Below are 26,252 nucleotides of genomic sequence, written 5' to 3'. Positions count from 1 at the left end.
TTTTTTTTTATAAAAAACACTATAATTGCGTGCTTTTAATTTTTAGTTTGCGGAAGGTGTAATGGGCATTAAATCAGATAGCTGGATTCGTCGTATGGCGCAGGATCACGGGATGATCTCTCCGTTTGAGTCTAATCAGGTTCGCACGACTGAAAACGGGCCTATTGTCTCCTATGGTACTTCAAGCTATGGATATGATGTTCGTTGTGCAAGCGAGTTTAAAGTCTTTACTAATATCAACTCTACGATTGTTGATCCCAAAGACTTTGATGCGGGCAGTTTTGTTGATGTGCACTCTGATATTTGTATCATTCCGCCGAATTCTTTTGCGTTAGCACGTACTGTTGAGTACTTTAAAATTCCTCGTGATGTACTGACTATTTGTTTAGGTAAGAGTACTTATGCTCGTTGCGGTATTATTGTAAACGTAACGCCATTGGAGCCTGAATGGGAAGGTCACGTTACACTTGAATTTTCTAATACGACGCCGCTTCCTGCAAAAATTTATGCACATGAAGGCGTCGCTCAAATGCTATTTCTCGGTGCTGATGAAGTGTGTGAAACATCTTACCGTGATCGTAATGGCAAATATCAGGGCCAGACTGGCGTCGTAGTGCCACGTACTTGATGATGCAGCAAGACATTAAAAGAATTCAAGATTTCTGGCAGCAGTTAGAGCTGACAATTGATCAGTTGTTGAGTAGTCGGCAAGATAATCAATTTGATGCGGATAGTTTGTTGTCAGACTATCGAGATACATTGCAAAAAATTGATGAAAACCTGACATTTCATTTCGAACGAGATGAAGATGATGGGCCAGTAGAGATGATTTTTGGTTGTGATGGCTACCCCGAGTCTATCCATTCAGTCTTAAGCCTTGTAGGGGCTGCGCCTGACCTTAGCGGTATTCGCTTTACCGCGTTCAACCATCGTTACGACCCTATTCCAAATTATATCAATGTTGCTGATGAAGTTTGTGAGCTTTCAGATTACTGGTATTCACTACACACTATCGAGAACAAGCTCCACCTGAGTATCTATATGCATGATGTTTCTTTTATGCTGGATATCGACCCAAGAGTTGAGGCTGTCATGATCTTTCTTGACGCGTTGATTGGTGAATATGAGCTTATGACTCGTGTATGGTCATTGGATTGGTTGGAGCTGCCTACTGACCCAGTAGACTTTCATCTTAGGCCTTTGTCAGAATTACGCGAAGGCTTCGACCAGCTAAAGCATGCGGCTACACCGATTGGCATTACCGTCCACTGATTTTTCTGCAGCGATACGTTATTAAATTAAACATGGCGAAAGCCGCACTAAACTTCATGGCGTTGTTGTGCTTCAATAACAGTATGGACGTTTATTATTCTGAGAAAACCACATGAGCCAGATACTGAGCGATATTCTTGAAAATATTCGACAAGAATATCTGCAACTGATGGATGCTAGCCAGCGTACTCAGCCATTTTTGACGGCAGAAAAGCTCTGTCATGAGAAGCTTTATCTGGAAACAGACGTTTTAGCGCAAATAGTTGAAGAAGACCCTACCTTGCTGGCGACCCGTGCTAGTGATTTGATCGCTGACTCAAAAGAGAGAGACAATCCGGCTGTTGGCGCGATCATCAGTAGTAATATTGTGATGGCGGCTTTAGAGAGTTTGTTGGCATTAGCGGTCAGTAATAAATGGTTAGAAGTAGATGCTGAAGGGCATATTTTGGTAGAAGAGGCGGAGCTTAATCCGCATCGTGAATATAAGGTTTTGGCTGATTATAGCCAATCAGATACAGCAACGAAAAACTTGACTAAAAAAGGCGCTAGCCGATTAAGTTTGTTGCTGCAGGCAGCAGAAAGTGAATTTATGGAGCTGCTGGAAAGCGAAGTGCATGATGCTTACCAGTTGGCGTTGCAAGTATCAGGAAACTATGCAATTTTTGCACCTGAAGATATCGCGCCATTAGTCGCTGAAAACCCTCTGTTGTTAGGGCTAAGGCCGGACGATATGGTGGATGAGGAGCTGTTTGAGGGTGACCCTCCAGCGGGGATTATCATCAGTGGACACTTGACGCATATTCTACTGGATCAGTTGTTAGAGCTAGCAGAAAGTAAAGGGGCGTTGGCACGAGATGGCGCGGGGCATATTATCTTGCCAGAAGGCGATGACGATAGCCCAGTCATTCACTGACATTAGCTTTAATGGCAAAGTGAATAGCAGATATAAAAAAGCCCAGAATACCGGGCTTTTTTGTGTGTAAAAACAGGTTTATATAGTCAGAAATCAGTCTTCAGCTTTAACTTTCAATGACAAGCCATTTATCTAAACCAGATAGGTCTTCAGGGTTGAGTGTCCCTACCTGTTGCTTAAAAGTGAATAGGTTTAAAACGTAGTCAAATCGTGCCGTCGCATAGTCTCGTTTAGCTGTATAGAGTGCTTGTTCTGCCGCTAATACATCGACAACGTTACGGGTACCAACCGAAAAGCCTTCGCTGGTAGCATCAAGAGCTGCTTGGCTAGAAATAATGCTTTGCTGGCGCGCGTAAACGCTCTGTACATTGGTTTTAATGTTACGAAGCAGGCTACGTGTCGACTGTTTTACACCGCGTGCAGTGTCGTCATACGTTTGAGTGGCAGCATCAAGTTGGGCGTAAGCTTGGCGCGAACGTGAGCTTGTTGCACCGCCTTGATAAAGAGGTAGGCTAAACGTTAAGCCAACAACGTGGCCGTCATTCCAGTTATTACTGTTGGTGGTGCCTTTATCACGATCGTAGGTGGCATTAAGATCAAGCGTTGGGTAGTGGCCTGCTTTAGCTATTTGTGCACTCTTTCGGCTTACATTAATATCGGCTTTGACTACTTTTAGTGCGATATTGCTGGAAAGTGCTTTGGTCAGCCACTCTTCTGGCGCTGCGGGTGTTAGTTCCTGAATAGGATATTCTTCGCTTAGTAGGTCTGTTCTAGTGATGGTTTCACCTGTCAGGCGCTCTATCGCTTCATAACTATTATCCAGTGCGCCTTCCGCTTCAATTAGGTTAACACGAGCATTATCATAAGATGCCTGAGCTTCGTGTACGTCAGTAATGGCAATTAGCCCAACTTCAAATTGTGCGTTGACCTGGTCTAGGCGACGCTTGATGGCGCGCTCTTGCGACTCCGCTGTTTCTAGGTTGCTTTTGGCTCGTAGTACGTTGAGGTATGTTTCTACGGACTGAAGGATCAGATTTTGTTGCGCTAGGTCGAAACGTAATTGCGCCTGCTCATCAAGTGTTTCTCCTTGCTGGTAGGTAAACCATCGTGCTGCAGAAAAAACAGGTTGGACCAAGCTAACGGTGTAGCCATGGTTGTTAAAAGAGGCTAGATCAGAATCTGTATAGCTGGTGTTCGCTGTTGCGTTAATGTTAGGTAGCAATCCTGCACGCGCCTGCGGAAGCGCTTCTTTATTCGCACGAAACGTAGCTTCCGCAACTTTTAACTGAGCATCGTTGCTCAGTGCTTTTAGGTAGATATCTTCTAGGGCAGCGGCATTTGCTAGTGTTGCTGAGCCGCAAAGGCTGGCAAACATGGCTGCACGAATGGCATATGAGACAAATTTCATTGAGCTAATCCTTACTGTATCGTTTCTGCGTATGCTTGTTCAGTTGTGTTTGGGGTGCGTTTACCCAAGAAGCTGTAAACGGTCGGAATAACAAATAATGTCATCAAGGTACCAAATAACATTCCTCCGACAATAACCCAGCCGATCTGTTGGCGAGATTCTGCGCCTGCACCAACGGCCCATGCTAACGGTAATGCACCTAAAACGGTAGCACCGGTCGTCATTAAAATAGGGCGTAAACGCAATGTTGCGGCTTCCATTATGGCTTCGCGTACACTGTGTCCTTGCTCCTGAAGTTGGTTCGCAAACTCAACAATCAGAATACCATGTTTGGCGATCAAACCAATCAATGTAATGAGGCCAATCTGGCTATAAATACTCATGCTTCCTCCAGTGTAGTACAAAGCGAAGAGGGCGCCGAATATAGCGGGTGGAACAGAAAGTAAAATAATGAATGGGTTTCTAAAACTCTCAAATTGCGCGGCCATCACTAAGAAAATAAAGGTAAGAGCTAATACAAAAGTCATTTGTAGGCTATTGCTAGAATCTTTAAACTCTCGTGATTGCCCACCAAAGTCTTGTGATGCTTCAGGTGCTACTTCCTGGAGGGTTTTCTCTAAAAATTCGAGCGCTTCGCCAATACTAAAGCCTGGTGCTAACATGGCTTGCAGCTTAACGGCTTTCACCTTATCAAAGTGGTTTAGTTCTCGAGGCGCTACTGTTTCTGTGACACTTGTCAGGTTAGACATCTGGATCATGTCACCTCGATCACTGCGTACATACAGGTTGGATAAATCAGCAGGGTTATCACGTTGTTGTTTTTGAACCTGCACAATAACATCGTACTGATCACCTTCTTTTTTGAAGCGAGTCACATCACGACCTGCTATATAGCTTTCTAAAGTGCGACCTATACGCTCAATTGGAACGCCTATTTCAGATGCTTTATTACGATCAATGTCGATATGTAGCTCTGGCTTATTAAGCTTCAGGTCGGTATCTGGTTGAACAAACATCGGGCTTTGATAAACTTTGGCGAGCACTTTGTCAGTGATAGCTTTCAATTCGTCGTAAGTACCATTGGATTTGATAATGAACTCAACAGGGCGAGAAATAATGCTCTGTCCTAAGGAGGGGAGATTCATCGCAAACGACATATTGCCGGTAACGCCACCGAACAGTTTAGGGGTTAGTTCTGCCGCAATATCTTGTTGCTTCCTTTCGCGCTCATCCCATGGTTTTAAACCTAGGAATGCAAGGGAATTGGTTTCAGAAGGAAAGCCGACCACAGTAAAGTAGCGGTTATGTTCTGGCACGGTCGATATAATGCCTTCAACACCTTTAGAGTATCTATTTACATAATCAACAGATGCTCCATCAGGGTTGATTGAAAATGACATGATAGTACCGCGGTCTTCTACTGGTGCGAGCTCTTTTGGTAATAAATCATAGTAATACCAAGCACCAGAAGCGCTGGCTACCATGATGATGAGGGCCAAAAAACCGTTACGTAATAGCTTGTTAAGCAGTGCTTGGTAGCCATTAGTAATACTGTTGAGGAAGCGCTCAATAATATTAAAGATGAATGAATGCTTTTTCTCATGCTTCAGCATTTTTGAGCCCATCATGGGCGAAAGTGTTAAAGCAATGAATCCTGATATGAGTACAGCACCGGCGAGCGTTAAAGCAAATTCAGTAAACAGTTTTCCTGTTCTTCCTGGGGTGAGTGCTACGGGCACGTAAACAGCAACCAGTGTTAATGTGGTCGCAATAACGGCAAACCCTACTTCACGGCTTCCTACGAATGCTGCTTTAACGGGAGACATGCCGTTTTCGACATGCCGGAAGATATTCTCCAGCATGACGATGGCATCATCCACTACCAGTCCTATAGCTAACACCATTGCCAGTAATGTGAGTGTATTAATGGAGTAATCCAACACATACATGACAGCAAACGCGCCGACTAATGAGAGAGGAATAGTAACAACGGGAATCAAGGTAGCGCGTAGATTACGTAAGAAGAAGAATATAACGATAACAACGAGAATGCCGGCTTCAATCAATGTGGTAAACACGGAATCAATCGATGCTTGGATAAAGATAGATGAGTCATAAGCGACGTTAACTTGCATGCCTTCAGGCAAGACCTGTTTAATGCGCTCCATCTCGGCTTTAATACCATTAGATACGTCGAGAGGGTTCGCTGTAGATTGCTTAACGATACCCATCGCAACAGCATTTTTGCCATTATAGCGGCCTATAATACGCTCTGATTCAGGTGCTATTTCTACTGTCGCTACATCTTGGATACGAATAGGGTAGTTTGCATCATTACGAACGATAACCTGTTCGAACTGCTCAACCGTATTCAAATCGCTGTTAGTTAGCACGCTAAATTCACGTTCAGCGCTTTCGATTCTACCTGCGGGTACTTCAAGGTTTTGTGTTCGCAATGCCGATTCAACATCAACAGGCGTCATTCCATAAGACGTTAAGCGATCGGGATCCAGCCATACGCGCATAGAGTAGCGACGCTCGCCGGCGATACGGATACTGGCAACACCTGGTACAGTCTGCAGCGGATCTTTAACACGCTTATCAGCGAAAGAAGATACTTCCATTGGTGTGTGGCGATCAGATGAAAATGCCAGCCAGATAATGGGCTGAGCATCTGCTTCAGATTTAGCAACAATGGGTTCATCTATATCATCAGGTAATGCGCCGCGGACGCGGCCGACACGGTCTCGCACGTCACTGGCTGCTGCATCTGGATCGCGGTCGAGTTTGAAATTAATAGTAATTTGGCTCTTTTGCGAGCGGCTGATCGATGTCATGAAATCGATCCCCTCAATACCTGAGAGAGAGTCTTCAATAATCTGCGTGACCTGAGTTTCAATAATAGAGGCGCTGGCACCGGAGTAGTTTGTTTCTACGGTAATGACAGGTACATCAATTTTGGGGTACTCACGAACGGTAAGTTTGTCATAAGAGATAACGCCTATTAAAAGCAGCATCAGGCTCATGACCATAGCGAGCACCGGGCGTTTTATACTGATATCTGATAAAACCATGAGCGTTTAGCCTTCCTGCTTAGGAGTATTCTTGGGTTGTGGGAATATAGGAGTGATTGGCATACCCGGGCGTAGTTTTAAGTGTCCTGCAGTGACAATGACATCGTCTGCATTCAAGCCATTCAGTATTTGTACCTGGTCGCCTTGGCGTAAGCCTAGCGTGACAGGAACCATGGCAACGCTGTTATTTTTATCCATACGCATAACAAGAAAAGCACCGTTGTTTGGGATGATGGCTTCTTCGGGGACGAGCAGGGCGTTGTTATCAGCGCTTAATAAAACGCTAATTTTACTGAATAGTCCCGGACGTAATTGACCAGATTCATTGTTTACAATGGCTTTAATCTTAATGTTATGACTGCGGACATCAGCAACGGGAGAAATAGCATATATCTCACCACTGAATTTTGCCTGCGGGTAGGCCGCTACATTCAATGAAACGGTTTGGCCGGTTTTGATTTGGCTAAGTGTTGTTTCAGGCAGGCTGAATTCAACTTTCATTTTGCTAATGTCTGTCAGTTGAACCAGATCTTGACCTGAGGTTACATAATCACCGGGGCTTACATTTCTTAATCCGATGACTCCATTAAAAGGTGTTTTGATAGTCATTTTCTTTAAGAGTGTTCTGGCCACTTCCAGTTGTGCCTCATCAACACGTAATTGTGCCAGTGTTGTATCTCTATCATTGACAGATCCAACACGTTTTTTGAGCAGCTTTTCAGCCCGTTTAAACTCATTAAGGCTGAGGCTAACGCGTGCTTTCGCTTGAGATACCTCTGCACGATAAGAGTCGGCATTAAGCTCGAATAAGGTGTCGCCTTGCTTTACCGCATGGCTTTCTTTAAACAGAATTTTTGTAATGAGACCGTTTTGTTCTGGACGAATGACGACACTTTCCCATGCTTCTAGCGTACCGACTGCGTTTAGCTCATGACGAAGTGTTTCGGGTTGGATTTTGACAACCTCTGCTGGTAAACCACCTGGTTTTTCTGCCGCCGTGGCTAACATAGGTGCTGTAGAAATCAGTAGTAGCGTGGTGATCAACCACTTTTTTTTATGATTAAACATATGTTTTTGTTCCATTTTGTGGCGGTAGAATGTGATTCCAATAAAGGTCGAGCAATTCTCGTAGTGGCGCTGTTGAGCTTTCTACTTTCATGCGCAGTAGTGCGCCTTGCCAGCTATCCCAAAAAAGGTGTGCTAGCTGTTGCGCGCTAAGGTCAGCGCGGAGGTCCCCATCTGTTTGGCATTGTTGAAAATCCTTTTCTATGGCTTGTAATACATCAGATGTTGAGCGACGAATCGCTTCTTTAAATGCATGTGAGGCATTGCCCAACTCGCCAGATAGATTGGCAATTAGACAACCAAAATGTTCTTTTTCAGATTCAAATTCCTGAATTTCTCTTTCGAGCATTACGCGCATTTTTTCAAACTGCGGGCAATCCAGCTTAGATAGCTCCACTTCCCAGCGCTCACACTCTATTGAGTGATAATGATCGATAATCTCAACAGCAAACTCTTCTTTACTGCCAAAAAAGTTATAGAAGGAGCCTTTAGATACCTGGCAGGCTTTTAGAATGGCGGTTAAGCCAGTTCCGTGATAACCCTGTTGGTTAAAGAGTTCCATACCTTTTTCTAAGACTTGTTGGCGACTATGCTCTGGGCGTCTACCTTGAATCATATTTAACTAGACCGGTCGTTCTAAATTTGAATTGTATTGTACGCGGATAAGAATGAGACTCAAGTAGAGGGAAGGTGAAAATTGTTGTTTTTTTAGCAATAGACTGTTGATGATTGCGGAATTAAAAACGCCGGATAAATCCGGCGTTGAAGGTGGTTAACTATTAAGAAAGCATATTAGGCTTTGAGCGCTGCTTTTATACGGCCAATAGCATCTTCTAAAATGCTCATGCTGGTAGCAAAAGAAAGACGCATGTTACCAGGGGCACCAAAAGCAGAACCCGGCACCAGAGCAACACCCGCGTCGTTCAGCAAGAATTCGGCAAGCTCGATATCATTATTAAAGCGCTCGTCGTTATCAATTACTTGCTGAAAACTTGGGAAAGCGTAGAAAGTACCATCGGCAGGGATGCACTCAACACCTTTGATCTCGTTTAATGCAGACACAACATATTCATGACGCTCTTTAAAAGCGACCACCATTTTATCAACACAGGCATTACCGCCTTCAAGAGCTGCTTGCGAAGCTACTTGGGAGATAGATGTCGGGTTTGAGGTGCTTTGTGATTGCACTTTTTTCATGGCGCCAATCAGTTTAGCCGGGCCTGCTGCATAACCAATACGCCAGCCAGTCATCGAATAAGCTTTTGAAACACCGTTAAGCACGATGGTGCGATCATATAGCTCAGGGCAAGCGTTTAGAATGTTGCAAAATGGTAAGTCGTTAAAACGAATATGCTCGTACATGTCGTCAGTAACGACGAGTATATTAGGGAATCGTTTAAGTACTTCGCCAAGTTCTTTTAGCTCTTGTAGCGTATACGCAACCCCTGTTGGGTTGGATGGGCTGTTTAATACCACTAGACGGGTGCGATGAGTAATCGCTTCTTCCAGCTGAGCCGCAGTGATTTTGAAGCGCTGAGCTTGGGTTGTAGTAATAACCACTGGCTTGCCGTTAGCAACCAGTACCATATCAGGGTACGAGACCCAGTATGGTGCAGGGATAATAACTTCATCACCGTCATTGAGTAGCGCCAGAGACAGGTTGAAGAAGCTCTGCTTTCCACCGCAAGAAACCAAAATCTGATTAGCTTCGTAGTTTAAGCCATTATCATTCTTAAACTTGTTAATAATTGCATTTTTCAGACTCGGTGTACCATCAACAGCTGTGTACTTAGTGAAGCCATTATGAAGGGCTTCAATAGCAGCATCTTTAATATGCTCGGGAGTGTCGAAATCCGGCTCGCCAGCGCCTAGGCCAATAATATCTTTGCCTGCGGCGCGCAGTTCTGCTGCACGGTTGGTTACAGCTAATGTAGGAGAAGGTTTAATGCTGTTAACACGATCTGAAAGTTGGACGTCCAATTCATAGTCCTCTATGAAAAAATTAAGGAAAGTCGCTAAATAAAGCTGAAAAATTATACAGGATTAGGCATAAGCAAAACATCAAAAAACCTAATATTTAGTCGTAAAAATCTTCAAGTTTGAATTTATAAAAAAGAATGACTCACGAGCGTTTTTTAGAAGGGGTATAGGTTACAGCTTCAATAACCAAGACGTTAAGGATTTGAGTGGGTATACTAGCGCGTTCGATTCTTTGGCGCACGCGATCAACAGATAGCAGGGTATTATGAAAGAACGTTTCAAAGTTAATTCACCTTTTTCGCCTGCTGGCGATCAGCCAGAAGCTATTAAAGGGCTGGTTCAAGGGATCAACGACGGCTTGGCTGCACAAACCCTGTTAGGTGTGACCGGTTCAGGTAAGACATTTACCATTGCCAATGTAATCTCAGAAGTACAGCGACCTACTATTGTTTTAGCACATAATAAAACATTGGCGGCACAGTTATACGGTGAGTTTAAAGAGTTCTTTCCTGATAATGCCGTTGAGTATTTCGTATCTTACTACGACTATTATCAGCCAGAAGCTTATGTTCCTTCTTCAGATACCTTTATAGATAAAGATGCATCGATTAACGAGCATATTGAGCAGATGCGTTTGTCAGCTACCAAAGCGTTGCTGGAGCGTAGCGACGTTATTATCGTAGCAACGGTATCTTCTATTTATGGTCTGGGTGATCCTGAATCATATTTATCGATGATGTTACATCTAGATCGTGGTGATGTGGCTGACCAGCGTAAAATTTTGCGTCGCTTAGCCGAGCTGCAATACAAGCGCAATGATGTGGAATTACACCGTGGTACATATCGCGTACGTGGTGATGTTATTGACGTTTTTCCTGCCGAATCGGAAAGAGACGCACTACGCATTGAGCTGTTTGATGATGAAATTGAAAACTTAAGTTACTTCGACCCTTTAACAGGAGAAGTACTGCGTAAGGTTCCGCGCGCCACTGTTTATCCTAAATCGCATTACGTCACACCACGTGAAATATTGGTAGAAGCGGTCGAGAAAATAAAAGTTGAGCTACATGAACGCCTTACGTTTTTAAAAGAGATAGAGAAGCTAGTTGAGCTACAGCGCTTAGAGCAGCGCACCATGTACGACATGGAAATGATCATGGAGCTTGGTTACTGTTCAGGTATTGAAAACTATTCACGGTACTTGTCGGGACGCGAGCCAGGCGGAGCGCCACCTACTCTTTTTGATTATCTTCCTGATAATGCGCTGGTGGTGATTGATGAATCACATGTCACTATTCCGCAGCTAGGGGCAATGTATAAAGGTGACCGCTCACGTAAAGAAACACTGGTTGAGTATGGGTTCCGTTTGCCGTCTGCGTTGGATAACCGCCCTCTACGTTTTGAAGAGTGGGAAAGCCTCGCACCTCAAATGATCTTTGTTTCAGCTACGCCAAGTAGATATGAAGCGGCAAATGCCGGACAAATTGTAGAGCAGGTTGTACGTCCAACAGGCCTGATAGACCCTATTGTTGAGATACGTCCTGCTTCTACTCAGGTGGATGACCTGTTAGAAGAAATTAATAAGGTTGTTGTCGATAACTGCAGAGTTATTGTGACCGTATTAACCAAGCGCATGGCAGAAGACTTAACGGAGTATTTAGCTGAGCACGGTGTCAGGGTGCGATATGTGCATTCTGATATTGATACGGTTGAACGTGTAGAAATTATCCGTGACTTACGTATTGGTGAGTTCGATGTGCTGGTAGGTATTAACCTATTAAGAGAAGGTATTGATATGCCTGAGGTCGGGCTGGTGACGATTCTAGATGCTGATAAAGAAGGTTTCTTACGTTCAGATACTGCTTTGATTCAGACAATCGGACGTGCTGCTCGTAACATTAATGGGCGTGCAATTCTTTATGCAGACCGAGTTACAGGTTCAATGGAGCGTGCGATTGCAGAGACTGACAGGCGCCGCGAGAAGCAAGTCGCACATAATGAGCGACATGGAATTACACCAAAAGGGATTACTAAATCAGTTGCGGACATCATGGAAGGTGCTTCTACAATTCCTGGACGAAAGGCTGCACGTACGGCGAAGAAAGTAGCAGATAAAGCCGGTGATATTGAGTTTGATCCAAGTACTATGACATCCAAGCAGTTGGTTAAAGCGATGAATCAGCTGGAAGATAAGATGTATGAAGCATCTAAAAATCTTGAATTTGAACTGGCCGGCCATTACAGAGACCAGCTAGAACAGTTAAAACACGCCGCTATTTAATTTTTATTAAAGAACGACAAGTAGTGCTTACGAATGGACTGCTGAGTTTAGCTCGGGAAAGTCTTTAGCAAATCTTATAATCCATTCGTGAGCCGCATCTTCGCTACTTAATGTTCTGCCTTCATCGTGCTTTATCTCTTGTCGGTACTGCTCGATATGACAAATCTGCTCAATCATTCTTACGGCATAAGCGGTTGCCGGATCATCAAACACTAACCCGGTACGAAAGTTTCCATCTCTTTCAGGGATACACCATGCGACATACCCAGAAGCTTTGAAAGCGGGATCATTAATGGCAATTTCAATCTCAAGGGCGGTACCGATAGCGTAAAAGTTCTCTGTAGAGAGACTGACGCCTATTCTTCCTGAGTGACTGGCTGTATTTGAAGAAAGAATGTTCTGTGAACAGAGTGAGATCTGAGCGGGGATGTCATTAGGATGACGAATGTAACCGTGCGTTAGATCAGAAGCCATGATATGCACCTATATGCACTTAGATGTGGGCTAAAATTCGCTTGGTATTTGAAGCCAAACGTTTGAAACGATGACCACACATAGTAAATCGGCTATTTTTCATTCAACTTTAATACAAAATATAATACACCAGCTTAACGGATGATGAGCAGCACACTATAGTCTAAAATACAGCGTATTATAGGCGTACATGTTGCGGTAACTACGTAGTTTCCTCCTGATTACTACGTAAACCTGGATACAAAAGTGGAACAACAACCTAAGGTCAGGCAGGATACGCTGAGTTTTAAACACAAGGCGTTCATTATGCCACTTAAGCTCAAAATACTTACATTGGCTTTGTTACCGCTGTTATTGGTAACAGGCATCATCACCTTGATGAGCGTTAAGCAGTCGCAATCCCTCTCTGAGCTTGAAATCAAAACATTCGAACAAAACCTGCTGGCTTCCAAGCGAAGTGAATTGCAAAACTACGTTGGGTTGGCTTTAACCTCTATTGATCATGTTATGAATGCTCCATGGCTGCATGACTTTGAAGCGCAGGAAGAGGTGAAGCGGATTCTTGATAGTTTAACTTACGGCGAAGATGGTTACTTTTTTGTTTACGATGCCGATGGTGTTAACTTAGTTCACCCCGCGCAGCCTGAGCTGGTTGGGCAAAACCTGTTTGACCTTCAAGATGATAACGACACTTACGTATTTCGGGATCTATTTGCCGTTGCCAAGAAGGGCGGCGGCTTTCATCGTTATGTATGGCGTAAGCCTTCAAAAGGTGGCAATGAAGATAAGCTGAGTTATGTGGTTTTGTTGCCAGAGTGGGGTTGGATGGTAGGTACTGGCCTGTATGTTGATGACATCGCCAAAGAGGTGGCCAGGGCTCGGCAAGAAGTGACACTAAATATACGTAATACTTTTTTTACCGTATTGGTTATCACGGCAGCAACGGCGATTATTATCGTGATGATAGGTATCGCTATTAACGTGCATGAAAGCCGATTAGCCGATGCTCGTTTGCGTCACCTCGCGCATAAATCGGTGCAATTCCAAGTTAGCCAGCGGCGCCGCTTTGCCAGAGAACTTCACGACGGTATTAATCAGCTAATGGTCTCGGTTAAATTCCGTGTAGAGTTGGGTATTAATAAAATTAAAAAGGGTGACGAGAGTGCCATTCAAGACCTTTCAAAAGGGATGGATGTGCTCAATCAAGCGATACAAGAAGTGCGTTTGATCTCCCATGATCTGCGCCCCAGCCTGCTTGATGACATGGGGCTGACCTCTGCACTTAAAAGCTTACTCGATGAGTATGAATCACGAACGGGCATTATGGTAGAAACGGATCTGGATTTTCCGCAAGCACGTTTGCCCGATGATATAGAGATCACCTTGTATAGAGTTATTCAGGAAGCACTGTGTAATATAGATAAACATTCTGGTGCAGATGAAGTGCGTCTGAAAACATGGGTGCAAGGAAAGTACGTGTGGGTATCGCTAAAAGACAATGGAGATGGCTTTGATATCAAAGGCGCCGTGCTTAAAGAAGGCATTGGATTACGCAACATGCATGACCGAATAGAATTGTTAAGTGGTGAATTTGTACTAACCTCTGAGGTAGGTCAAGGCACTCAACTGCGGGTAAAGCTACCTTTAGTGTAAAGATGTTTGGGGAATAGGATGATACGGGTTTTACTGGTAGATGATCACCCCTTAGTACTGGACGGTATAAACGCCTGTTTATCCAGCCAAGAGGGTATAGAAGTAGTAGGCCAAGCAAACAATGGTCTTGAGGCATTAGAACTTGCAGAAGCACTAACGCCAGATGTTGTCTTGATGGATGTTTCTATGCCGGTCATGAACGGCTTAGAAGCGACTAAAGAGCTTAAAATACGCTTTCCGGATTTTCGGGTGTTGATACTATCAATGCATGAAAACCGTGAATATATTTTGCAACTGATTCAATCCGGTGCGGCAGGTTATGTGTTGAAAGATGTATCCTCTGAAGAGCTCGTAAAAGCGATTGAAGTGGTACATCAAGGCGGGACTTATTTTAGCTCACGTGCATCAGAAACGCTGGTAAAACATTTTGATTCAGGGCGCCGCCACTCAGTGACAGACGACTCGCGCCCGAACCTGACAAAGCGAGAAGAAACAGTACTTAAGCTATTAGCAGAAGGTGGCAGTAATAAAGATATAGCGCGTGAGCTTGATATTTCGGTGCGCACGGTTGAAACGCATCGCCAGAATATAAAACAGAAATTAAATATACAAACCGCTGCAGGTTTGGCGAAATATGCTATTGAAAATGACATCGTATAAAAAAAAGATGAAAAGTGAAAAGAAGCACTTGCGTCCGCCTCCCGCATCACTATAATACGCACCACACTTTAGGACTATAGCTCAGTTGGTTAGAGCGCTACCTTGACATGGTAGAGGTCGGCGATTCGAATTCGCCTAGTCCTACCAAATTACAGGGTTTCGACAGTAAGTAATCACTATCGGGACACCGCAGGGACACGAACGGGACACGGCTTAAGTGCTCGTTTTTGTCATCAGCTTCACTCAAAACCATCTCCTTCTAAGCAGTGCGCTATATAGTAGTCATACCAATCAAGCGGCTTGTTGTCACGTTTACATAATCCATCAATATTTTCACTACCGCCATCAGCCATAAATGGGCAAGAAGGGTCGCAATGAAAATCGCCCGTTATAATAGGCTCTAGCTTGTCGCTCATTAAAAGCTTCCTCCTAATTTCTTTAAACTCAACTCTTCAATTCCTATTTCAATATCTTCTATCTTGTGACCTGACTGGTAATGCTTAGTCATTTCAATATCACTGTGGGCCATAGCATTCATAAGCTTTGTTTGGTCGTCTTCGTCTTCATAAAGATGCGAACCAAGAGAGCGAACTTCATGTAACCCTGGGCGATTAGCTTTAGGTAATTTGTTGTATATACCGGTGTGGTCCCGCACTAAAGCGAAATCATCAGAAAGTCTGTCTGGTAGTATTTGGTGCTGGTGGATTTTCACATCACCCATAACAGAACGCTTTGACATATGAGACAGCAGGAAAGGGCACCGCTGGTGGCGCATTGATTTCTCTCTGCACCGTGAAACAATGCTTCTCAGTTCAGGCCACTGACTGAATAACCACCTTAAGCGGCGTGGCTTGCCCTGAGCTGTTGATTTACTAATTAGCTTCCATAGACTTTCGCCGTCCGAGTGTTCATCAAAGCGTAGGGCGCAGAGGTCGGCACGGCGCATAAATGTAAGTAAAGCGAGTGCCATAGCATCTTGAATGTAATCCAAGCCGACTTCAGGCGCAGCGTTATAGATTGTCCAATATTCTTTAAGCGTCATGCGTGGGCGTAGTTTAGCCCCAGCAGGCCGCATCATTAACAGGTTGAAAGGGTGCGGCTGTAAATTGTTTGCTACTTCTTCAGCTATCAGGTGATTGCAGAATCTATTTAGCTCTGATTTCTTATTACGCTGAGCGTTACCTGTTAGCGAGTCCCACCAAGGGCGTATATGTTTTAACGATAGGTGGTAAATTGGAACCCCGGCGAACTCTTTTGAAAATTCACGTATTGCTGAACGGTTTCTGGTTTTCCATGCGGCTTTATTTACTAAATTAGGGTCGATAGCTTCACGGTGAGTAATGTATTTTTCTGCCCAAAACTCACAAGCGTTTTCAGGTATGGCCGGATCAGCTAATTTCTCGCGCTGCTGATTGGCTTCCATTGCAAAATTGTTGGCTTCTTGTACCGTTTTGGCTTCAAAGTTCTGAAGAGAACCATCAGGCCAGCGATAACGCCACCGGCCTTCACGCTTCCTGTTATCTTGAAGCAGATTCTCAGCCAGTGGAACGCCATTAAAATACAATGTCTTAGCCATAACTCTTCCTTAACTAACAGCTCTTAATAACGGGTTTCTGCTTTTCTTCTCTGGTTGCCACGGCTCTTTGTTGTATAGAGCATCATCAGCAATCCAGACTTTCCCACAAACGATAGTGCCGCGCATTGTTCCAGACTCGACCGCTTGTTCTAGTTCGTCATCTGTTGGGCCTTTGCTCTCAAAGTAACGGCGACGAAATGCGTCTGTTTCTAGTAGCTTTGCCATAATTACCTCACTTCAATAACTGGTATTTTGCTTAACGCTTCGTTGCGCGGGACAGAGCCCGCGAACAGGGTTGTTACTTGGTGCTCAGTAGCACCCTTGAGAGTCAGTTAGAGCTGCATTAATCTGGTGATAATGCTTCATTCCTTCTGATCGTAAGCAATAAAAACAATCAACCTGGTCGCCATCGGTAGTTACTTCTTTTCTCACATACCCACAGGCCGCTTGATGAGAGTATTCAAATTCGGTTTGTCCTTGATTCCTGCAATCAACACCGATTACTTTGAAATGTTTTTTTGCCATACTTACCTCGCTTATCGCTTGCTTACATGCTGTATGAGAATTTAAACCAGCGGTCTATTGAAACTGGAATATAAACATCACCTGCATAGTCGTCGCCTGAATAGCCACCATTGCATACTTGGTTAACATGCCGATAACCATGCTCAAAGCCTTCTTCACAGTCTTGAATATCACCAGTAGGCTGAGAAACAATTTCAAACTGGTCTGTAAAGCCACCTTCTGAAAGCTCTTCAGTTATGTTTAAAAAGTCTTTAGCTGAAACCATGTCTTTTACTTGGCTTAGAATCTTTTGATTCTCTTGGCGCTCTACTTTCTGCTGTTCGCTAATTTGAAAAACTATGGATTTGCACTCTTCGGACTCGGTGTATTCTTTAAAGCTTTGCTCGCCCATACCTACCTCACTTATCGCTCATAACGTTTTTAATTGCGCTCAATCTCAACTTTCATCCCTGAATCAACACCCCATAGTGCAACGTTTATCTTGTCTAAAGCGGTAGCTAGCGCCCTTAGCTCATCGTATGCCTCGCCTTGCCAATAGCTTTCAAGATTACCATTGTGATAAAACCGGACCGTAAACGCGGTCATGATTCCTTCCCGTACTCTTCAACTTCTTTTGCTTGCTGCATGACCTCGAAAGACTGAGATAAATCACATGTGTATATTTCCTTTTCTTCATCCCATTCGCCGAACCAGTAGTCGCCACATACAGAGGTTTGTATCCAGGCAATCGAATAGCCATCTGGAATACTGTCTAAGCTTTTCTTGATCAGGTCTGCCTGATCTGAAATAGAGGAGTTCTCATTATTTTCGCCATATTCTTTAAAAGCAGTGAGTAAGCCATCGATTCCAGCTTTATCTACAATCGCTTTATCCATAGTTGACGCAAGAACTATTAGCTCAGCAGTGGTTAAAGGCTTCTCGTTTCCAGCGTTCCATACTCGGCGCTGCATGTCTTCATCAAAGTGCGGGAAGCTCTCAAGGCCGAAATAGCGCTTAGCAATATCGTTCCAAACATACATGGCGCCACGAAATGCGTTGCGGCATTCGCCTATTGAGATTGGCTCTTCATCCTGCTTAACCGCATAAATTAAAGTTGAACTCATGACTTCTTATCTCCCGCTGGTTTCTTTTTAGCTTTACGCTTTGGCTGCTCTAACAAATACAGCTGATCCATGCTTTTAATGATTCGCTTTTTCATAGGTAGAAACCTCTGATATCAGGCTGCAACCGGCTTCTGGAAAATTGTCTTCCCACCAATATTCAACGGTTACTAGATAATGGCCTTTGGGGAGATTGTCGATACCATCAATAACTTCCCAAGGGCTTTCGTCATTTAATAGCTGTACGATTTCCTGATCTGTTTTTTCCACATCAGTTACAGCCATGCATCCAAATCCATCAGAGAATGCCATAAGAGTTGTTTGCTTCACTTCTCACCCCCGAACATGTCAGGAGTGTCATCGCAACGCTCTGCTGTAGATTCAAAATGAGTACAGCGCACAACTTTAATACCAGGCTTAACTTTTTCGATTACTCGCATATCTGAGAACGGTAGGTCGCTGCAATTATCATTAGCCTTAGTGCAAGCGGCACACATAGAGCCTTTAGGTGTATGGCTCATGATTTAAGCTCCTGCTCTAGAGTTTCTTTAGCGAATTTACTCATCGCTTCATAATCAGCACCGCTAATAGCTGCATAACTCAAGCCGACTACAGCATTTGCACTGACCTCTTTCCATAATTCTTCAAACCCGGCCACCCGCGCCTTTAGGTCCAGACTTCCTGCTCGAGTAACACTTTCAAGGCTCTGCTTTGGCGTAGACTCTAAAACAGTCTCAGCAGACATAACCGCTTGCATTAAGCCTTCACCAGTTTTAGCGGCATGCGTAAAGTTCTTAAGTGATTCGGTGACCGCAAATAGATGAGCCTCTAGCTCTTTGACGCGTAGTCCTTGTTGATTAATGCGCCCACATGCCAATCTAGCGAGCTGAGTTATTGATACAGTCCAGCATCCTTCATTTCCATTAGCGTCTTCTCCGCATACCTCGATAGAATCATCTTCAATATCGGATGATTCATATGTAGCCAGAGTTAACAGCTCATAGTGCAGCAAGTCATCTTGTGTTGTTTTCACAGGTAGTTCTGCAGACTGGTTAGCGCCACGGTTTCCATAAACCGATACAGCGCCAAATACCTCATCTGAATTATTCATGCGCTCATCTCACCTAGATTGCTATCAATGCCACACTGCGGATCTCTACTAGAAAGCTGCGCATCTAAGCTTACTTTTTGGGCATCTGCGTGCCCTTTGCTTGCAGCAGCCTGCTCTTGCCAGCTGGGTGTTCTTATGCGCGGCCTTGCTGCGATTTTTACTGGCTCAAAATGGGCTTTGATTAATTCTTTCTTGCATATGACTAAAGATTTTCCATCTGTAGTTATGATTTTTTCTCTGTCTTTTACTATTGCAAGTATTCTGCGAGCGATCTCATCGGCAAAACCTAAGCGGTAGAAATTTCTTTCTGAGCGGCCTGTTATTTCTGTTTTTTCTAGCAATCGCTCGCACGCTTCTACTATGTAATCGTGCATATGCTTAGCCACAACAGCGTCTGCTTTAAATCCTCTGAAATTAAATGAAACAAACCCGCTCCGCTGCGTGATGCATTCACAGTCATTCAAGTAAGCAATGCTGGCGGCTATCTGCGCTAACCAGGAAGGCTTGTTTTTTGTTTGCTTGTGCCCAGTCGTTTCTCCAAACACCATACCTTCAGCCTTTAGCAGATCTTTTTTAGAGATCTGATGCTTATCCATCAAGCTACGCGCACGCCTTGCTGCAATTACTGCCTCGTTCGGGCTAGATAGATCGCCCGCCATTGCTAGAAGGTTTTTTATGCGCGATAAAATCTTTTCGTCGCTCATTTCACAATCCTCACTGAACTACCTACACCGAACCACTGAACCACAAGAGACTTAGCTGCTTCTTTGGTCATGCGAAGGGAGCTGATATTACCGATAGGCTTTCCGTCCTGGTTGAATATGGCGTAGTTCATGCTGGCTTTACTCCCATAACTACCCACCCATCAGAAAGACCGTAGCCGGACACGATCGATGTAATCTCTGTTACTAACTCGCTACCGGTATACTCAAGCGGTGCACCTTCTTGAATTCTGAAGCCTGTAGTGGTGGTTTCTTGAAGAACCAATATGTCACCTACAGCAAAATCACGGTCATTAAGGCGAATCTCAAAGGGCTTAAGCCCCGCAAGGTTTTGCTGAAATATTTGCGGGTCTGTTTTTAGGTGGTGCTTTTTCATGCTGCAATAACCCCCATCTTCCGCAAGCTTTCAAGGCTTACTAATTCATCAAAACGTGACTTGTCACAATCAAGCCACGCGTCCATGCTGTGAATAAGCACTGTTAGGACTTCAGCATCTTGCTCATAGCCACCAGCTTCTTTAATTCTGGCTAGTGCGTCGCTAGTGCCACGGAACATATCCATGTTGAAAGCCTTTGCGCCGACTGCTTCAAGGTGCTCTCTTTCGCCATCACGCTGTTTCTTCTTACGCTGATTGACTGTTAGGGCCATGGTTATTCGCCTCTACCGCTTTCAACGCGAAGATTGTCGCCATCTGGACCAGCTTTGCTTTCAGTGTTTTTCTCAGCCTGAATGCGCTCATAAATCTCTTCACGGTGCACAGCAACATCTTTAGGAGCATTAACACCAATACGCACTTGGTTGCCCTTAGTGCCCAACACAGTGACGGTCACCTCATCACCTACCATTAACGTTTCACCAACACGACGAGTAAGAATTAGCATTGTTCGGTTCCTTCCTTTTTGGGTTGAGTTTCATCAAATACTTTGCGGGCTTCTCTTTCGTATAGGCCCATTTCTAATATCAGGCGCTCTGTAGCTGGGACTTTATCCAGCAAATTTATGCCTGAAGGTGTTTTTATTGAGATAAGGTCAACGACGGTTTGGCCGCACCCATACTGGCCACCCATACGATCAGTGACGCTATAAGTCACATTGCACATAAGAGTGCTTGAAGGTAGGCAGACTAAACGTGCTGTTGTATGTGTGCCGATCATTAAAAGTTCCTCAAGCAGTGCATAACGGATGCAACAAAAGGCGCGCCGTGGTGATACTGAATAACGCCATGAATCACAGCAGTAACCGGGATGCACACAACCACCAGCGCTAAAAAACCAAATCCAAACATAAGTAGAGCGAAGTATTCAGGCAGCATAAGAGGCTCCAAAATCTGAACCGTTATAGAGGTCGTAAACAGCATCACCCACCAGCTTTTCAATATCGTCTAAGCGTGTGTTTCGTGTTCTGCTGGTGGTTCTTGTACGTCGACTGGTACGAGTGCGGCGGCTTAGTTCAATATCGGCGTCAGCGTCTATTTGCAGGGCTGGAAGCGTTAACCAGGTAAAACTCATAATCAGAATCAAACCAAGACGGTGAAGCGCTCCAAGATCCATTAATGAGTTGATAGCAAGTACCACATCGCTGGTGGAGGTTTTGAAGTAGATGGACTGCCACATTTGAACGATGTTGCTTTTACTGCAATGCATCTCTTGAGCTGCCTCTTTCTGAGAAAGTCCACCCATTCGGCATAAAACAGTACGAGCCTCTGTGGGTGTAAGATTGCGACCGTTGGGCAGTTTCATTGGTCGGCATTCCCACTTTGCTCGCGCATATCCTTCTGCTGTTCGTTCAATCATGATATGGAACCAATTGTTCTGTTTGTTGAGTGAATAATAGAACCGATAGTTCCATTAGTAAAGCTTTAATGGAATATTTGGTTCTTTATTTTTGCGGAGTATAGTTTGTGAGTGATAACGAAGTATTTTGAAAAGGGATTTATTAATGACGATAGGGAACGATGTTAATGGCCAGTCTGTAACCGCTCGGTTGCACGCCGCTAAACGCATGACTCGCGAAAAAAATGAGCTGTACGGCATATGTCGCGGGATTATCTTTGATGGTGAAGTAAATCAAGCTGAAGCCGAAAATCTTTTACTATGGCTGAACACCAACCCTGAGCTTACTCAGCATTGGCCGGCGAATGTTATTTATAAGCAGCTTACAGAAACCCTTTCTAACGGTGGGCTTAATCAAGAAAACGCCGCGGCTTTACTAAAGCTGTTGCGTGATGCTGTAGGGGATAAGCAAAAGCAAGAATGTATCGATACAAGTACCGGAGAGGTGCTGACGGACTCAATAAGTACCAGCTTGCCAGTCATAGAAATAGATGAGATTAAGACTGAAGGCGCGGCCTTTGTTTTGACGGGGAAGTTTGCATCAGGGACTAGAACAGAGTGCGAGGCAATGGTTATTTCTGGTGGTGGATCGTGCGCGAAAAGTCCAACTAAAAAGACCAATTATTTGATCATTGGCGATCTTGGCAGCAGGGATTGGGCAAGCACATCATCGGGCCGAAAGATAGAAAAAGCAGTGGCCATGCGAGAAGCTGGCCACCCTATAAAAATTATTAGTGAAAAGAACTGGGCTGAACTGCTATCTAGCTGAAGCGCCTATTTGCAACTCAGGGTAATCGAATTAATTGGTTTTTGCGCACACATACAATTGATATATTGTGTGCTCAAATACTCATCATCGCTGAATACTGCCTGCATTTGGTTGTCTTGAAAGCCAAAGAAATAAGCGCTTTTTCCTGCATAACCGCCGTAGCTGTTTTTCGCATTTACAGTTGCGCATACGAAGTAGCCGAATTTATCGCCAGAATAGTACCAGTGGCCTTTTTTAGGCTCGCCCGCGTATTTTACCCGCTTTGATTCAGGGTCTTTTAATGAGCCATCTAGATAGTCATTAATGGTTGCTTTGTAGGCAGTAGGCGGATGTCCGTAGGATGCGTTTTCAAGCTGCTCTTTTGTTACGTTTGGAGTGCAACCAGAAAGCAAGGTAAAAGCGGCCGCAAATATTAAAATCCCTTTTTTCATTTCTCTCTCTCGTTTATAGCAAGCTTCTCTCAACCACAAAAGCAGCCTGCCCAATAATTCTAAGTTGGTTGATGTTGTGTGCCGAAACAACTTCGTCACGATATAGGTTTTTATCTTCATTATCACTACTGATAAGCCACGATCCATCTAAGCGCTTATTAAAGCGCTTTATTCTAAGATCACCATCAAAATCGAACGCAAATATTTTACCACTTATAGGCTTGCGAACCGACGTATTGACTAGTAATAAGTCGCCTGAAATTAACGTTGGCTCCATCGACTCTCCTCGAATCGGAGCGATTGTTGCTGTGTTCTCGTTGATTTGGTACTTTTCCAGTCTATCGCGACCTATTTCCATATATTCACTTATTACATCTTCTGTTGCGTATGATCCAGCACCCGCAGCCAAAGATGCCTCAATGATAGGGATTTTTATAAATTTAGAATAAGGGCTGTAGAGCTGTGGATCTTCATGAGCCCCGCCTTCTGAGTCATCAGAGTATCTAGCCTCACCTCTGCCTGTTGCCAACCATTCTTGATTAACATCTAGAAGTTCGCAAATCACAGGAAACCTCTTTGTTTCACAAAAAGACTCTCCCTTACACCACTTTTCAACTGACTTGTAATTAAGGGACTCGTTTGCCTTTTTTACATACGCAACCGCGAATGCGTTGTGATCCGGCATCGTCTCGCCTTTATTTTTGCCACGACCAGGCTTTGAAAAACCATTTTCAATAAGTAGGGCGCTCATTCTTTTGCCGAATGCGGCTTTTTCTAAGCTTGAGTTCATTGTCATCAGACACCGGTTAGAACTTGAGGTTCTATTTTCTAGCAAATTAATGGAAGTATCAGTTCTTTACAATTGGAACTATTGGTTCTAATATATTTTCTGAATAATCAGGGGTAGTTATGAATAACAGCAAAGCAATACAGACATTGATTAAGAAAGCTATTACCGATGCTGGCGGCGTTGATGCTGTTGCAGCTCGCTTTAATGTCGGTGCTCGCTCAGTCCGCAAATGGTGGCAGGTTGGACGCGTTCCGAGTGACAACCTGTACACGCTCTGCGAAATGGGCTCTTTCAGCACTGATCCTAATCAGATCAACCCAAAAGCATTTCCTAAACCACTACCCCAAGCCACATAACCCATTATCCATATTTTCAATCGTTTTTTTATACAACGTGTTTCATGTGAATTTATACAGTACAGCGTGACCCTTGGCGTTTGCCGGTTCTTACCGGCTTTTTTTAAAGATCATTCAATGAGTGGTTTTTAAAAAGTTGTTCATAACAGCTAACGAGGTATCGGGATGATTGATCGAATTAAGCAGCACACTTTAAAAGCAGCGCAGTTTATCAAGCAGTTATTTTGCATTCATGATGATGAGTTTGTTGGGTTTGATCATCACATGAGCATTATGAGAACAAGATGCCCAAAGTGCGGCGCTTCTCAGTCTTACTGGGTTGGAACGTCGCCTAAGAAGATACAAGTTAAACCAAACGTGACATGTCACGATTTATAAGCAGGCAATAAAAAGCCCCGATATCTGTGGAGGACGCCGGGGCTAGTAACTCAAAAGTCGAGGTAATTATGAAACAGACACCGATTAAAAGCAATACAGGTTCCAGCGTATGAGTCGCTTGCTAGTCAATGAACACCCTTTGATTGTGTTGCCTTCTTTGGCTGCTGCTATTGGCTTAAACGAAGCTATGGTACTTCAGCAGGTACATTTTTGGGCTAACGTATCTGATAAGGAACATAAGGGTCATAAGTGGTTTTATCGCACAATGGAAGAGTGGCAAAGCACCTTTAGGTTTTGGTCGAAAAGCACGCTTGAGAGGGCTATTAAGTCATTAAAAGCACAGGGTTTAATAAAGGCTGAAAAGCTGGCAAAGCATTTCAATCGTACAAGTTTTGATCAAACCATTTACTACACCCCTAATTATGAAAATTTAGCCAAAATAGAGCTAGAGGCCAACAGCAACCCATACCGTCAAAATGATGGTATGGATACACCAGAAACAACCCGCTCCAGTGGTGGCCCATTACCTCAAATTGACGGTATGGGGAGTGGCAGTTTGACGGATTCTGAATGTCAAAATGACGGTATCAGATCACATCAAAATGACGGTATGTTAACAGAGAATACAACAGAGAAAACAACACACATCACAGCAGGCGAGATGGCCCCTGTTTTAGGATCTATTCCACAAATCGCACCACCAGATTTATTTAACACCTCGCTCACTGATCAACAACGCTTTTTCCCATTGCATGCCGACTGGCAACCAGACATCAAAAACCTGACTGAGCAATGCCGCTTAAATCGCGTCAATCTTTCCAAGTTTGATGATATGGATCGTGAAGATGCGTTGAGAGAGTTTGTTTCTCATTGGCTGGCCTCGGGCAAAGAGTTTACTCAGGCCCAGTGGGAGCAGCGATTTATTAAGCAGCTCAAGTATTTGCAGGATAAGCGCTCAGAACAGGTGCTAAGCCCTAAAAACAAGCGGGCTGAAGTGTCGGCGGCGGTCATGAACTTAGGGGATACAGACTGGTGAGTACTCAAGAGCGTGTCCGATTCAGCATAAGCAATCCTGATCGTCCTAAGAAAGAGACTCTTACAACTGCTGATCTGGGTGTAGATTTTGTTGCTATGCCAGTTAAAGGCCCAGCCCACAAATTAGCGCTGATTAATCAAAGCATCCAAATCATGGGCGAGCTCGCCGCCAAAGCGGAGAAAGAAGAGGCTTTGAAATCATGACCGCCTATAAGCCTGGACTAGAAGCCGTTGTTTTGCTGCCTTCTGCGCCAATGAGTCGCAAGGAAATCATCGAGATGATGCACGCAATAGTAATAGCGAACTATGCAATCAAAAAGATGATGGAGCAAACATTATGAATAGCACTACTCCTAACTCAATCACTCGATTTTGTGGATGCTGCGGAACCCCGCTGGCCCGTAAAACGTACAACGGCGGCAGGCTAGAAGCGCTAGCTATGTTTAAAGCCCGTAAAACCTGTGACCGAAAATGCACAGGTCTACTAAAGAGCAAGAATGAGAGTGAAAAGTCGTGTGAGCAATGCGACAAACCTTTGGTCAGGCGGAGCGATGAGCCCTCTGGAAATTTCAAAGTAAGAAAATTCTGCAACAACATATGCCGTGGTAAACACATGACAGGAAACAACAACTACAAGATGAAAAAGCCCGTAATTACGCCGGTTATTACTGCACCGCCTAAAGTTGTCAGTCCCGCCCACGCGATGCGCAGCAGCGTGTTAGTTCACTCTATTACAAAACCACAGAACGCGGCGTTTTCCGTCATGACGGTTATGAGTGGGTTAAATCAACCATGTCACTACAAAAGTTAAAGCGAGCGGCAGCGCGAGAAAAATCAGAACGGAGCTG

37 protein-coding genes and 1 tRNA gene are annotated in these 26,252 nt (G+C 44.2%); 12 read left to right on the top strand and 26 right to left on the bottom strand.

Translation table 11 applies throughout. The annotated features are described in order from the left end of the window. Positions 1 to 61: 61 nt before the first annotated feature. The 3 genes from dcd (at position 62) to G511_RS0120660 (ending at position 2,185) form a co-directional block, all read left to right on the top strand. On the top strand, positions 62 to 628 hold the full coding sequence (gene dcd / locus G511_RS0120670) for a dCTP deaminase (RefSeq protein ID WP_028471338.1): 567 nt from the start codon (positions 62 to 64) through the stop codon (positions 626 to 628). Further along, a complete protein-coding gene (locus G511_RS0120665) occupies positions 628 to 1,272 on the top strand; it encodes a hypothetical protein (RefSeq protein ID WP_342664816.1) in 645 nt (214 codons plus the stop codon). The genes dcd and G511_RS0120665 overlap by 1 nt, the downstream gene beginning before the upstream one ends. A gap of 112 nt (positions 1,273 to 1,384) precedes the next feature. Next, positions 1,385 to 2,185 carry a hypothetical protein gene (locus tag G511_RS0120660; RefSeq protein WP_028471336.1) on the top strand — a complete coding sequence of 267 codons (801 nt, stop codon included), beginning with the start codon at positions 1,385 to 1,387 and terminating at the stop codon, positions 2,183 to 2,185. 106 nt (positions 2,186 to 2,291) lie between these two features. On the opposite strand, the gene G511_RS0120655 is transcribed toward G511_RS0120660, so the two are convergent. The 5 genes from G511_RS0120655 to G511_RS0120635 all read right to left on the bottom strand — a co-directional run bounded on the left by G511_RS0120655 (position 2,292) and on the right by G511_RS0120635 (position 9,712). Next, entirely contained in the window at positions 2,292 to 3,593 is a 1,302-nt protein-coding gene (locus tag G511_RS0120655) for a TolC family outer membrane protein (protein ID WP_028471335.1), read from the bottom strand. Positions 3,594 to 3,604: 11 nt separating this feature from the next. After that, a complete protein-coding gene (locus G511_RS23590) occupies positions 3,605 to 6,667 on the bottom strand; it encodes an efflux RND transporter permease subunit (protein ID WP_036552612.1) in 3,063 nt (1,020 codons plus the stop codon). 6 nt (positions 6,668 to 6,673) lie between these two features. Continuing rightward, a complete protein-coding gene (locus G511_RS23585; protein ID WP_036552610.1) occupies positions 6,674 to 7,735 on the bottom strand; it encodes an efflux RND transporter periplasmic adaptor subunit in 1,062 nt (353 codons plus the stop codon). Continuing rightward, on the bottom strand, positions 7,728 to 8,348 hold the full coding sequence (locus G511_RS0120640) for a TetR/AcrR family transcriptional regulator (RefSeq protein WP_028471334.1): 621 nt from the start codon (positions 8,346 to 8,348) through the stop codon (positions 7,728 to 7,730). Before G511_RS0120640 ends, G511_RS23585 begins: the two co-directional genes overlap by 8 nt. Before the next feature lie 176 nt (positions 8,349 to 8,524). Continuing rightward, positions 8,525 to 9,712 (bottom strand): pyridoxal phosphate-dependent aminotransferase, encoded by a 1,188-nt coding sequence (locus tag G511_RS0120635; RefSeq protein ID WP_028471333.1) that lies wholly within the window; start codon positions 9,710 to 9,712, stop codon positions 8,525 to 8,527. 265 nt (positions 9,713 to 9,977) lie between these two features. Between G511_RS0120635 and uvrB the strand changes: the two genes are divergently transcribed. Beyond that, positions 9,978 to 11,993 carry an excinuclease ABC subunit UvrB gene (gene uvrB, locus G511_RS0120630; protein WP_028471332.1) on the top strand — a complete coding sequence of 672 codons (2,016 nt, stop codon included), beginning with the start codon at positions 9,978 to 9,980 and terminating at the stop codon, positions 11,991 to 11,993. 27 nt (positions 11,994 to 12,020) lie between these two features. Here uvrB and G511_RS0120625 read toward each other — a convergent pair whose 3' ends face one another. Then, a complete protein-coding gene (locus tag G511_RS0120625; protein ID WP_028471331.1) occupies positions 12,021 to 12,467 on the bottom strand; it encodes a hypothetical protein in 447 nt (148 codons plus the stop codon). Between the two features lie 306 nt (positions 12,468 to 12,773). Here G511_RS0120625 and G511_RS0120620 point away from each other — a divergent pair, with 306 nt between their 5' ends. The 3 genes from G511_RS0120620 to G511_RS0120610 all read left to right on the top strand — a co-directional run bounded on the left by G511_RS0120620 (position 12,774) and on the right by G511_RS0120610 (position 14,927). Then, positions 12,774 to 14,120, top strand: coding sequence for a cache domain-containing protein (locus tag G511_RS0120620; protein ID WP_028471330.1), 1,347 nt, complete (start codon positions 12,774 to 12,776; stop codon positions 14,118 to 14,120). Positions 14,121 to 14,138: 18 nt separating this feature from the next. Next, on the top strand, positions 14,139 to 14,780 hold the full coding sequence (locus tag G511_RS0120615) for a response regulator (protein ID WP_036552608.1): 642 nt from the start codon (positions 14,139 to 14,141) through the stop codon (positions 14,778 to 14,780). 70 nt (positions 14,781 to 14,850) lie between these two features. Then, positions 14,851 to 14,927: transfer RNA gene (locus tag G511_RS0120610), tRNA-Val, on the top strand. 92 nt (positions 14,928 to 15,019) lie between these two features. Here G511_RS0120610 and G511_RS24475 read toward each other — a convergent pair. The 18 genes from G511_RS24475 to G511_RS0120515 all read right to left on the bottom strand — a co-directional run bounded on the left by G511_RS24475 (position 15,020) and on the right by G511_RS0120515 (position 21,606). Next, on the bottom strand, positions 15,020 to 15,196 hold the full coding sequence (locus G511_RS24475) for a hypothetical protein (RefSeq protein WP_156905276.1): 177 nt from the start codon (positions 15,194 to 15,196) through the stop codon (positions 15,020 to 15,022). Beyond that, positions 15,196 to 16,356, bottom strand: coding sequence for a tyrosine-type recombinase/integrase (locus tag G511_RS0120600; RefSeq protein ID WP_028471328.1), 1,161 nt, complete (start codon positions 16,354 to 16,356; stop codon positions 15,196 to 15,198). The genes G511_RS24475 and G511_RS0120600 overlap by 1 nt, the downstream gene beginning before the upstream one ends. 9 nt (positions 16,357 to 16,365) lie before the next feature. After that, positions 16,366 to 16,581 carry a hypothetical protein gene (locus G511_RS0120595; RefSeq protein ID WP_028471327.1) on the bottom strand — a complete coding sequence of 72 codons (216 nt, stop codon included), beginning with the start codon at positions 16,579 to 16,581 and terminating at the stop codon, positions 16,366 to 16,368. Between the two features lie 84 nt (positions 16,582 to 16,665). Further along, positions 16,666 to 16,881 (bottom strand): hypothetical protein, encoded by a 216-nt coding sequence (locus tag G511_RS0120590; protein ID WP_028471326.1) that lies wholly within the window; start codon positions 16,879 to 16,881, stop codon positions 16,666 to 16,668. A 22-nt stretch (positions 16,882 to 16,903) separates the two neighbouring features. After that, positions 16,904 to 17,272 (bottom strand): hypothetical protein, encoded by a 369-nt coding sequence (locus G511_RS0120585; RefSeq protein ID WP_028471325.1) that lies wholly within the window; start codon positions 17,270 to 17,272, stop codon positions 16,904 to 16,906. A gap of 29 nt (positions 17,273 to 17,301) precedes the next feature. Beyond that, on the bottom strand, positions 17,302 to 17,466 hold the full coding sequence (locus G511_RS24470; protein ID WP_156905275.1) for a hypothetical protein: 165 nt from the start codon (positions 17,464 to 17,466) through the stop codon (positions 17,302 to 17,304). Further along, the gene (locus G511_RS0120575) at positions 17,463 to 17,984 is read right to left on the bottom strand and encodes a hypothetical protein (protein WP_028471324.1); all 522 of its coding nucleotides are present in this window, start codon (positions 17,982 to 17,984) and stop codon (positions 17,463 to 17,465) included. Before G511_RS0120575 ends, G511_RS24470 begins: the two co-directional genes overlap by 4 nt. 75 nt (positions 17,985 to 18,059) lie before the next feature. Further along, entirely contained in the window at positions 18,060 to 18,311 is a 252-nt protein-coding gene (locus G511_RS0120565; protein WP_156905274.1) for a hypothetical protein, read from the bottom strand. Beyond that, positions 18,308 to 18,502: a hypothetical protein gene (locus G511_RS23580; RefSeq protein WP_036552604.1), complete on the bottom strand. Its 195-nt coding sequence runs from the start codon at positions 18,500 to 18,502 to the stop codon at positions 18,308 to 18,310. Before G511_RS23580 ends, G511_RS0120565 begins: the two co-directional genes overlap by 4 nt. Beyond that, positions 18,499 to 19,092 (bottom strand): hypothetical protein, encoded by a 594-nt coding sequence (locus G511_RS0120555; RefSeq protein ID WP_028471322.1) that lies wholly within the window; start codon positions 19,090 to 19,092, stop codon positions 18,499 to 18,501. Before G511_RS0120555 ends, G511_RS23580 begins: the two co-directional genes overlap by 4 nt. Next, positions 19,089 to 19,796, bottom strand: a complete 708-nt coding sequence (locus G511_RS0120550; protein ID WP_028471321.1) for a DUF2786 domain-containing protein — start codon at positions 19,794 to 19,796, stop codon at positions 19,089 to 19,091. Before G511_RS0120550 ends, G511_RS0120555 begins: the two co-directional genes overlap by 4 nt. After that, the gene (locus G511_RS24880; RefSeq protein WP_281170435.1) at positions 19,793 to 19,927 is read right to left on the bottom strand and encodes a hypothetical protein; all 135 of its coding nucleotides are present in this window, start codon (positions 19,925 to 19,927) and stop codon (positions 19,793 to 19,795) included. The genes G511_RS0120550 and G511_RS24880 overlap by 4 nt, the downstream gene beginning before the upstream one ends. Continuing rightward, a complete protein-coding gene (locus G511_RS0120540) occupies positions 19,924 to 20,190 on the bottom strand; it encodes a DUF3850 domain-containing protein (protein ID WP_028471320.1) in 267 nt (88 codons plus the stop codon). The genes G511_RS24880 and G511_RS0120540 overlap by 4 nt, the downstream gene beginning before the upstream one ends. Beyond that, on the bottom strand, positions 20,187 to 20,462 hold the full coding sequence (locus G511_RS0120535; RefSeq protein WP_036552602.1) for a hypothetical protein: 276 nt from the start codon (positions 20,460 to 20,462) through the stop codon (positions 20,187 to 20,189). The genes G511_RS0120540 and G511_RS0120535 overlap by 4 nt, the downstream gene beginning before the upstream one ends. A 2-nt stretch (positions 20,463 to 20,464) precedes the next feature. Then, positions 20,465 to 20,695, bottom strand: coding sequence for a carbon storage regulator CsrA (gene csrA, locus G511_RS0120530; protein WP_028471318.1), 231 nt, complete (start codon positions 20,693 to 20,695; stop codon positions 20,465 to 20,467). Beyond that, positions 20,689 to 20,967, bottom strand: coding sequence for a hypothetical protein (locus G511_RS0120525; protein ID WP_028471317.1), 279 nt, complete (start codon positions 20,965 to 20,967; stop codon positions 20,689 to 20,691). The genes csrA and G511_RS0120525 overlap by 7 nt, the downstream gene beginning before the upstream one ends. Further along, complete coding sequence (locus G511_RS24465; protein ID WP_156905273.1) at positions 20,967 to 21,125, bottom strand: hypothetical protein; 159 nt, start codon at positions 21,123 to 21,125, stop codon at positions 20,967 to 20,969. Before G511_RS24465 ends, G511_RS0120525 begins: the two co-directional genes overlap by 1 nt. Beyond that, positions 21,115 to 21,606 (bottom strand): helix-turn-helix transcriptional regulator, encoded by a 492-nt coding sequence (locus G511_RS0120515; protein ID WP_156905272.1) that lies wholly within the window; start codon positions 21,604 to 21,606, stop codon positions 21,115 to 21,117. Before G511_RS0120515 ends, G511_RS24465 begins: the two co-directional genes overlap by 11 nt. 145 nt (positions 21,607 to 21,751) lie before the next feature. Here G511_RS0120515 and G511_RS0120510 point away from each other — a divergent pair, with 145 nt between their 5' ends. Further along, a complete protein-coding gene (locus tag G511_RS0120510; protein ID WP_028471315.1) occupies positions 21,752 to 22,414 on the top strand; it encodes a BRCT domain-containing protein in 663 nt (220 codons plus the stop codon). Between the two features lie 5 nt (positions 22,415 to 22,419). Here the strand turns inward: G511_RS0120510 and G511_RS24070 are convergent, their stop codons facing one another. Both G511_RS24070 and G511_RS24065 read right to left on the bottom strand, forming a co-directional pair. Continuing rightward, on the bottom strand, positions 22,420 to 22,845 hold the full coding sequence (locus G511_RS24070) for a hypothetical protein (RefSeq protein ID WP_051222306.1): 426 nt from the start codon (positions 22,843 to 22,845) through the stop codon (positions 22,420 to 22,422). A 13-nt stretch (positions 22,846 to 22,858) separates the two neighbouring features. Beyond that, a complete protein-coding gene (locus tag G511_RS24065) occupies positions 22,859 to 23,641 on the bottom strand; it encodes a S24 family peptidase (protein WP_084629181.1) in 783 nt (260 codons plus the stop codon). Positions 23,642 to 23,754: 113 nt separating this feature from the next. Between G511_RS24065 and G511_RS0120495 the strand changes: the two genes are divergently transcribed. The 4 genes from G511_RS0120495 to G511_RS0120470 all read left to right on the top strand — a co-directional run bounded on the left by G511_RS0120495 (position 23,755) and on the right by G511_RS0120470 (position 26,215). Continuing rightward, positions 23,755 to 23,991 (top strand): helix-turn-helix domain-containing protein, encoded by a 237-nt coding sequence (locus G511_RS0120495; protein WP_028471313.1) that lies wholly within the window; start codon positions 23,755 to 23,757, stop codon positions 23,989 to 23,991. A 487-nt stretch (positions 23,992 to 24,478) separates the two neighbouring features. Continuing rightward, the gene (locus G511_RS24060; RefSeq protein WP_051222304.1) at positions 24,479 to 25,405 is read left to right on the top strand and encodes a DnaT-like ssDNA-binding domain-containing protein; all 927 of its coding nucleotides are present in this window, start codon (positions 24,479 to 24,481) and stop codon (positions 25,403 to 25,405) included. Then, positions 25,402 to 25,608: a hypothetical protein gene (locus G511_RS0120480; protein WP_028471311.1), complete on the top strand. Its 207-nt coding sequence runs from the start codon at positions 25,402 to 25,404 to the stop codon at positions 25,606 to 25,608. The genes G511_RS24060 and G511_RS0120480 overlap by 4 nt, the downstream gene beginning before the upstream one ends. Before the next feature lie 133 nt (positions 25,609 to 25,741). Next, the gene (locus G511_RS0120470; protein ID WP_028471310.1) at positions 25,742 to 26,215 is read left to right on the top strand and encodes a hypothetical protein; all 474 of its coding nucleotides are present in this window, start codon (positions 25,742 to 25,744) and stop codon (positions 26,213 to 26,215) included. The last annotated feature ends 37 nt before the right edge of the window (positions 26,216 to 26,252 follow it).

The organism is Neptunomonas japonica DSM 18939 (assembly GCF_000422765.1).
Lineage (GTDB): Bacteria > Pseudomonadota > Gammaproteobacteria > Pseudomonadales > Balneatricaceae > Neptunomonas > Neptunomonas japonica.
The sequence above is the reverse complement of the archived record's forward strand: the minus strand, read 5'-3'. Positions and strand labels throughout refer to the sequence as shown.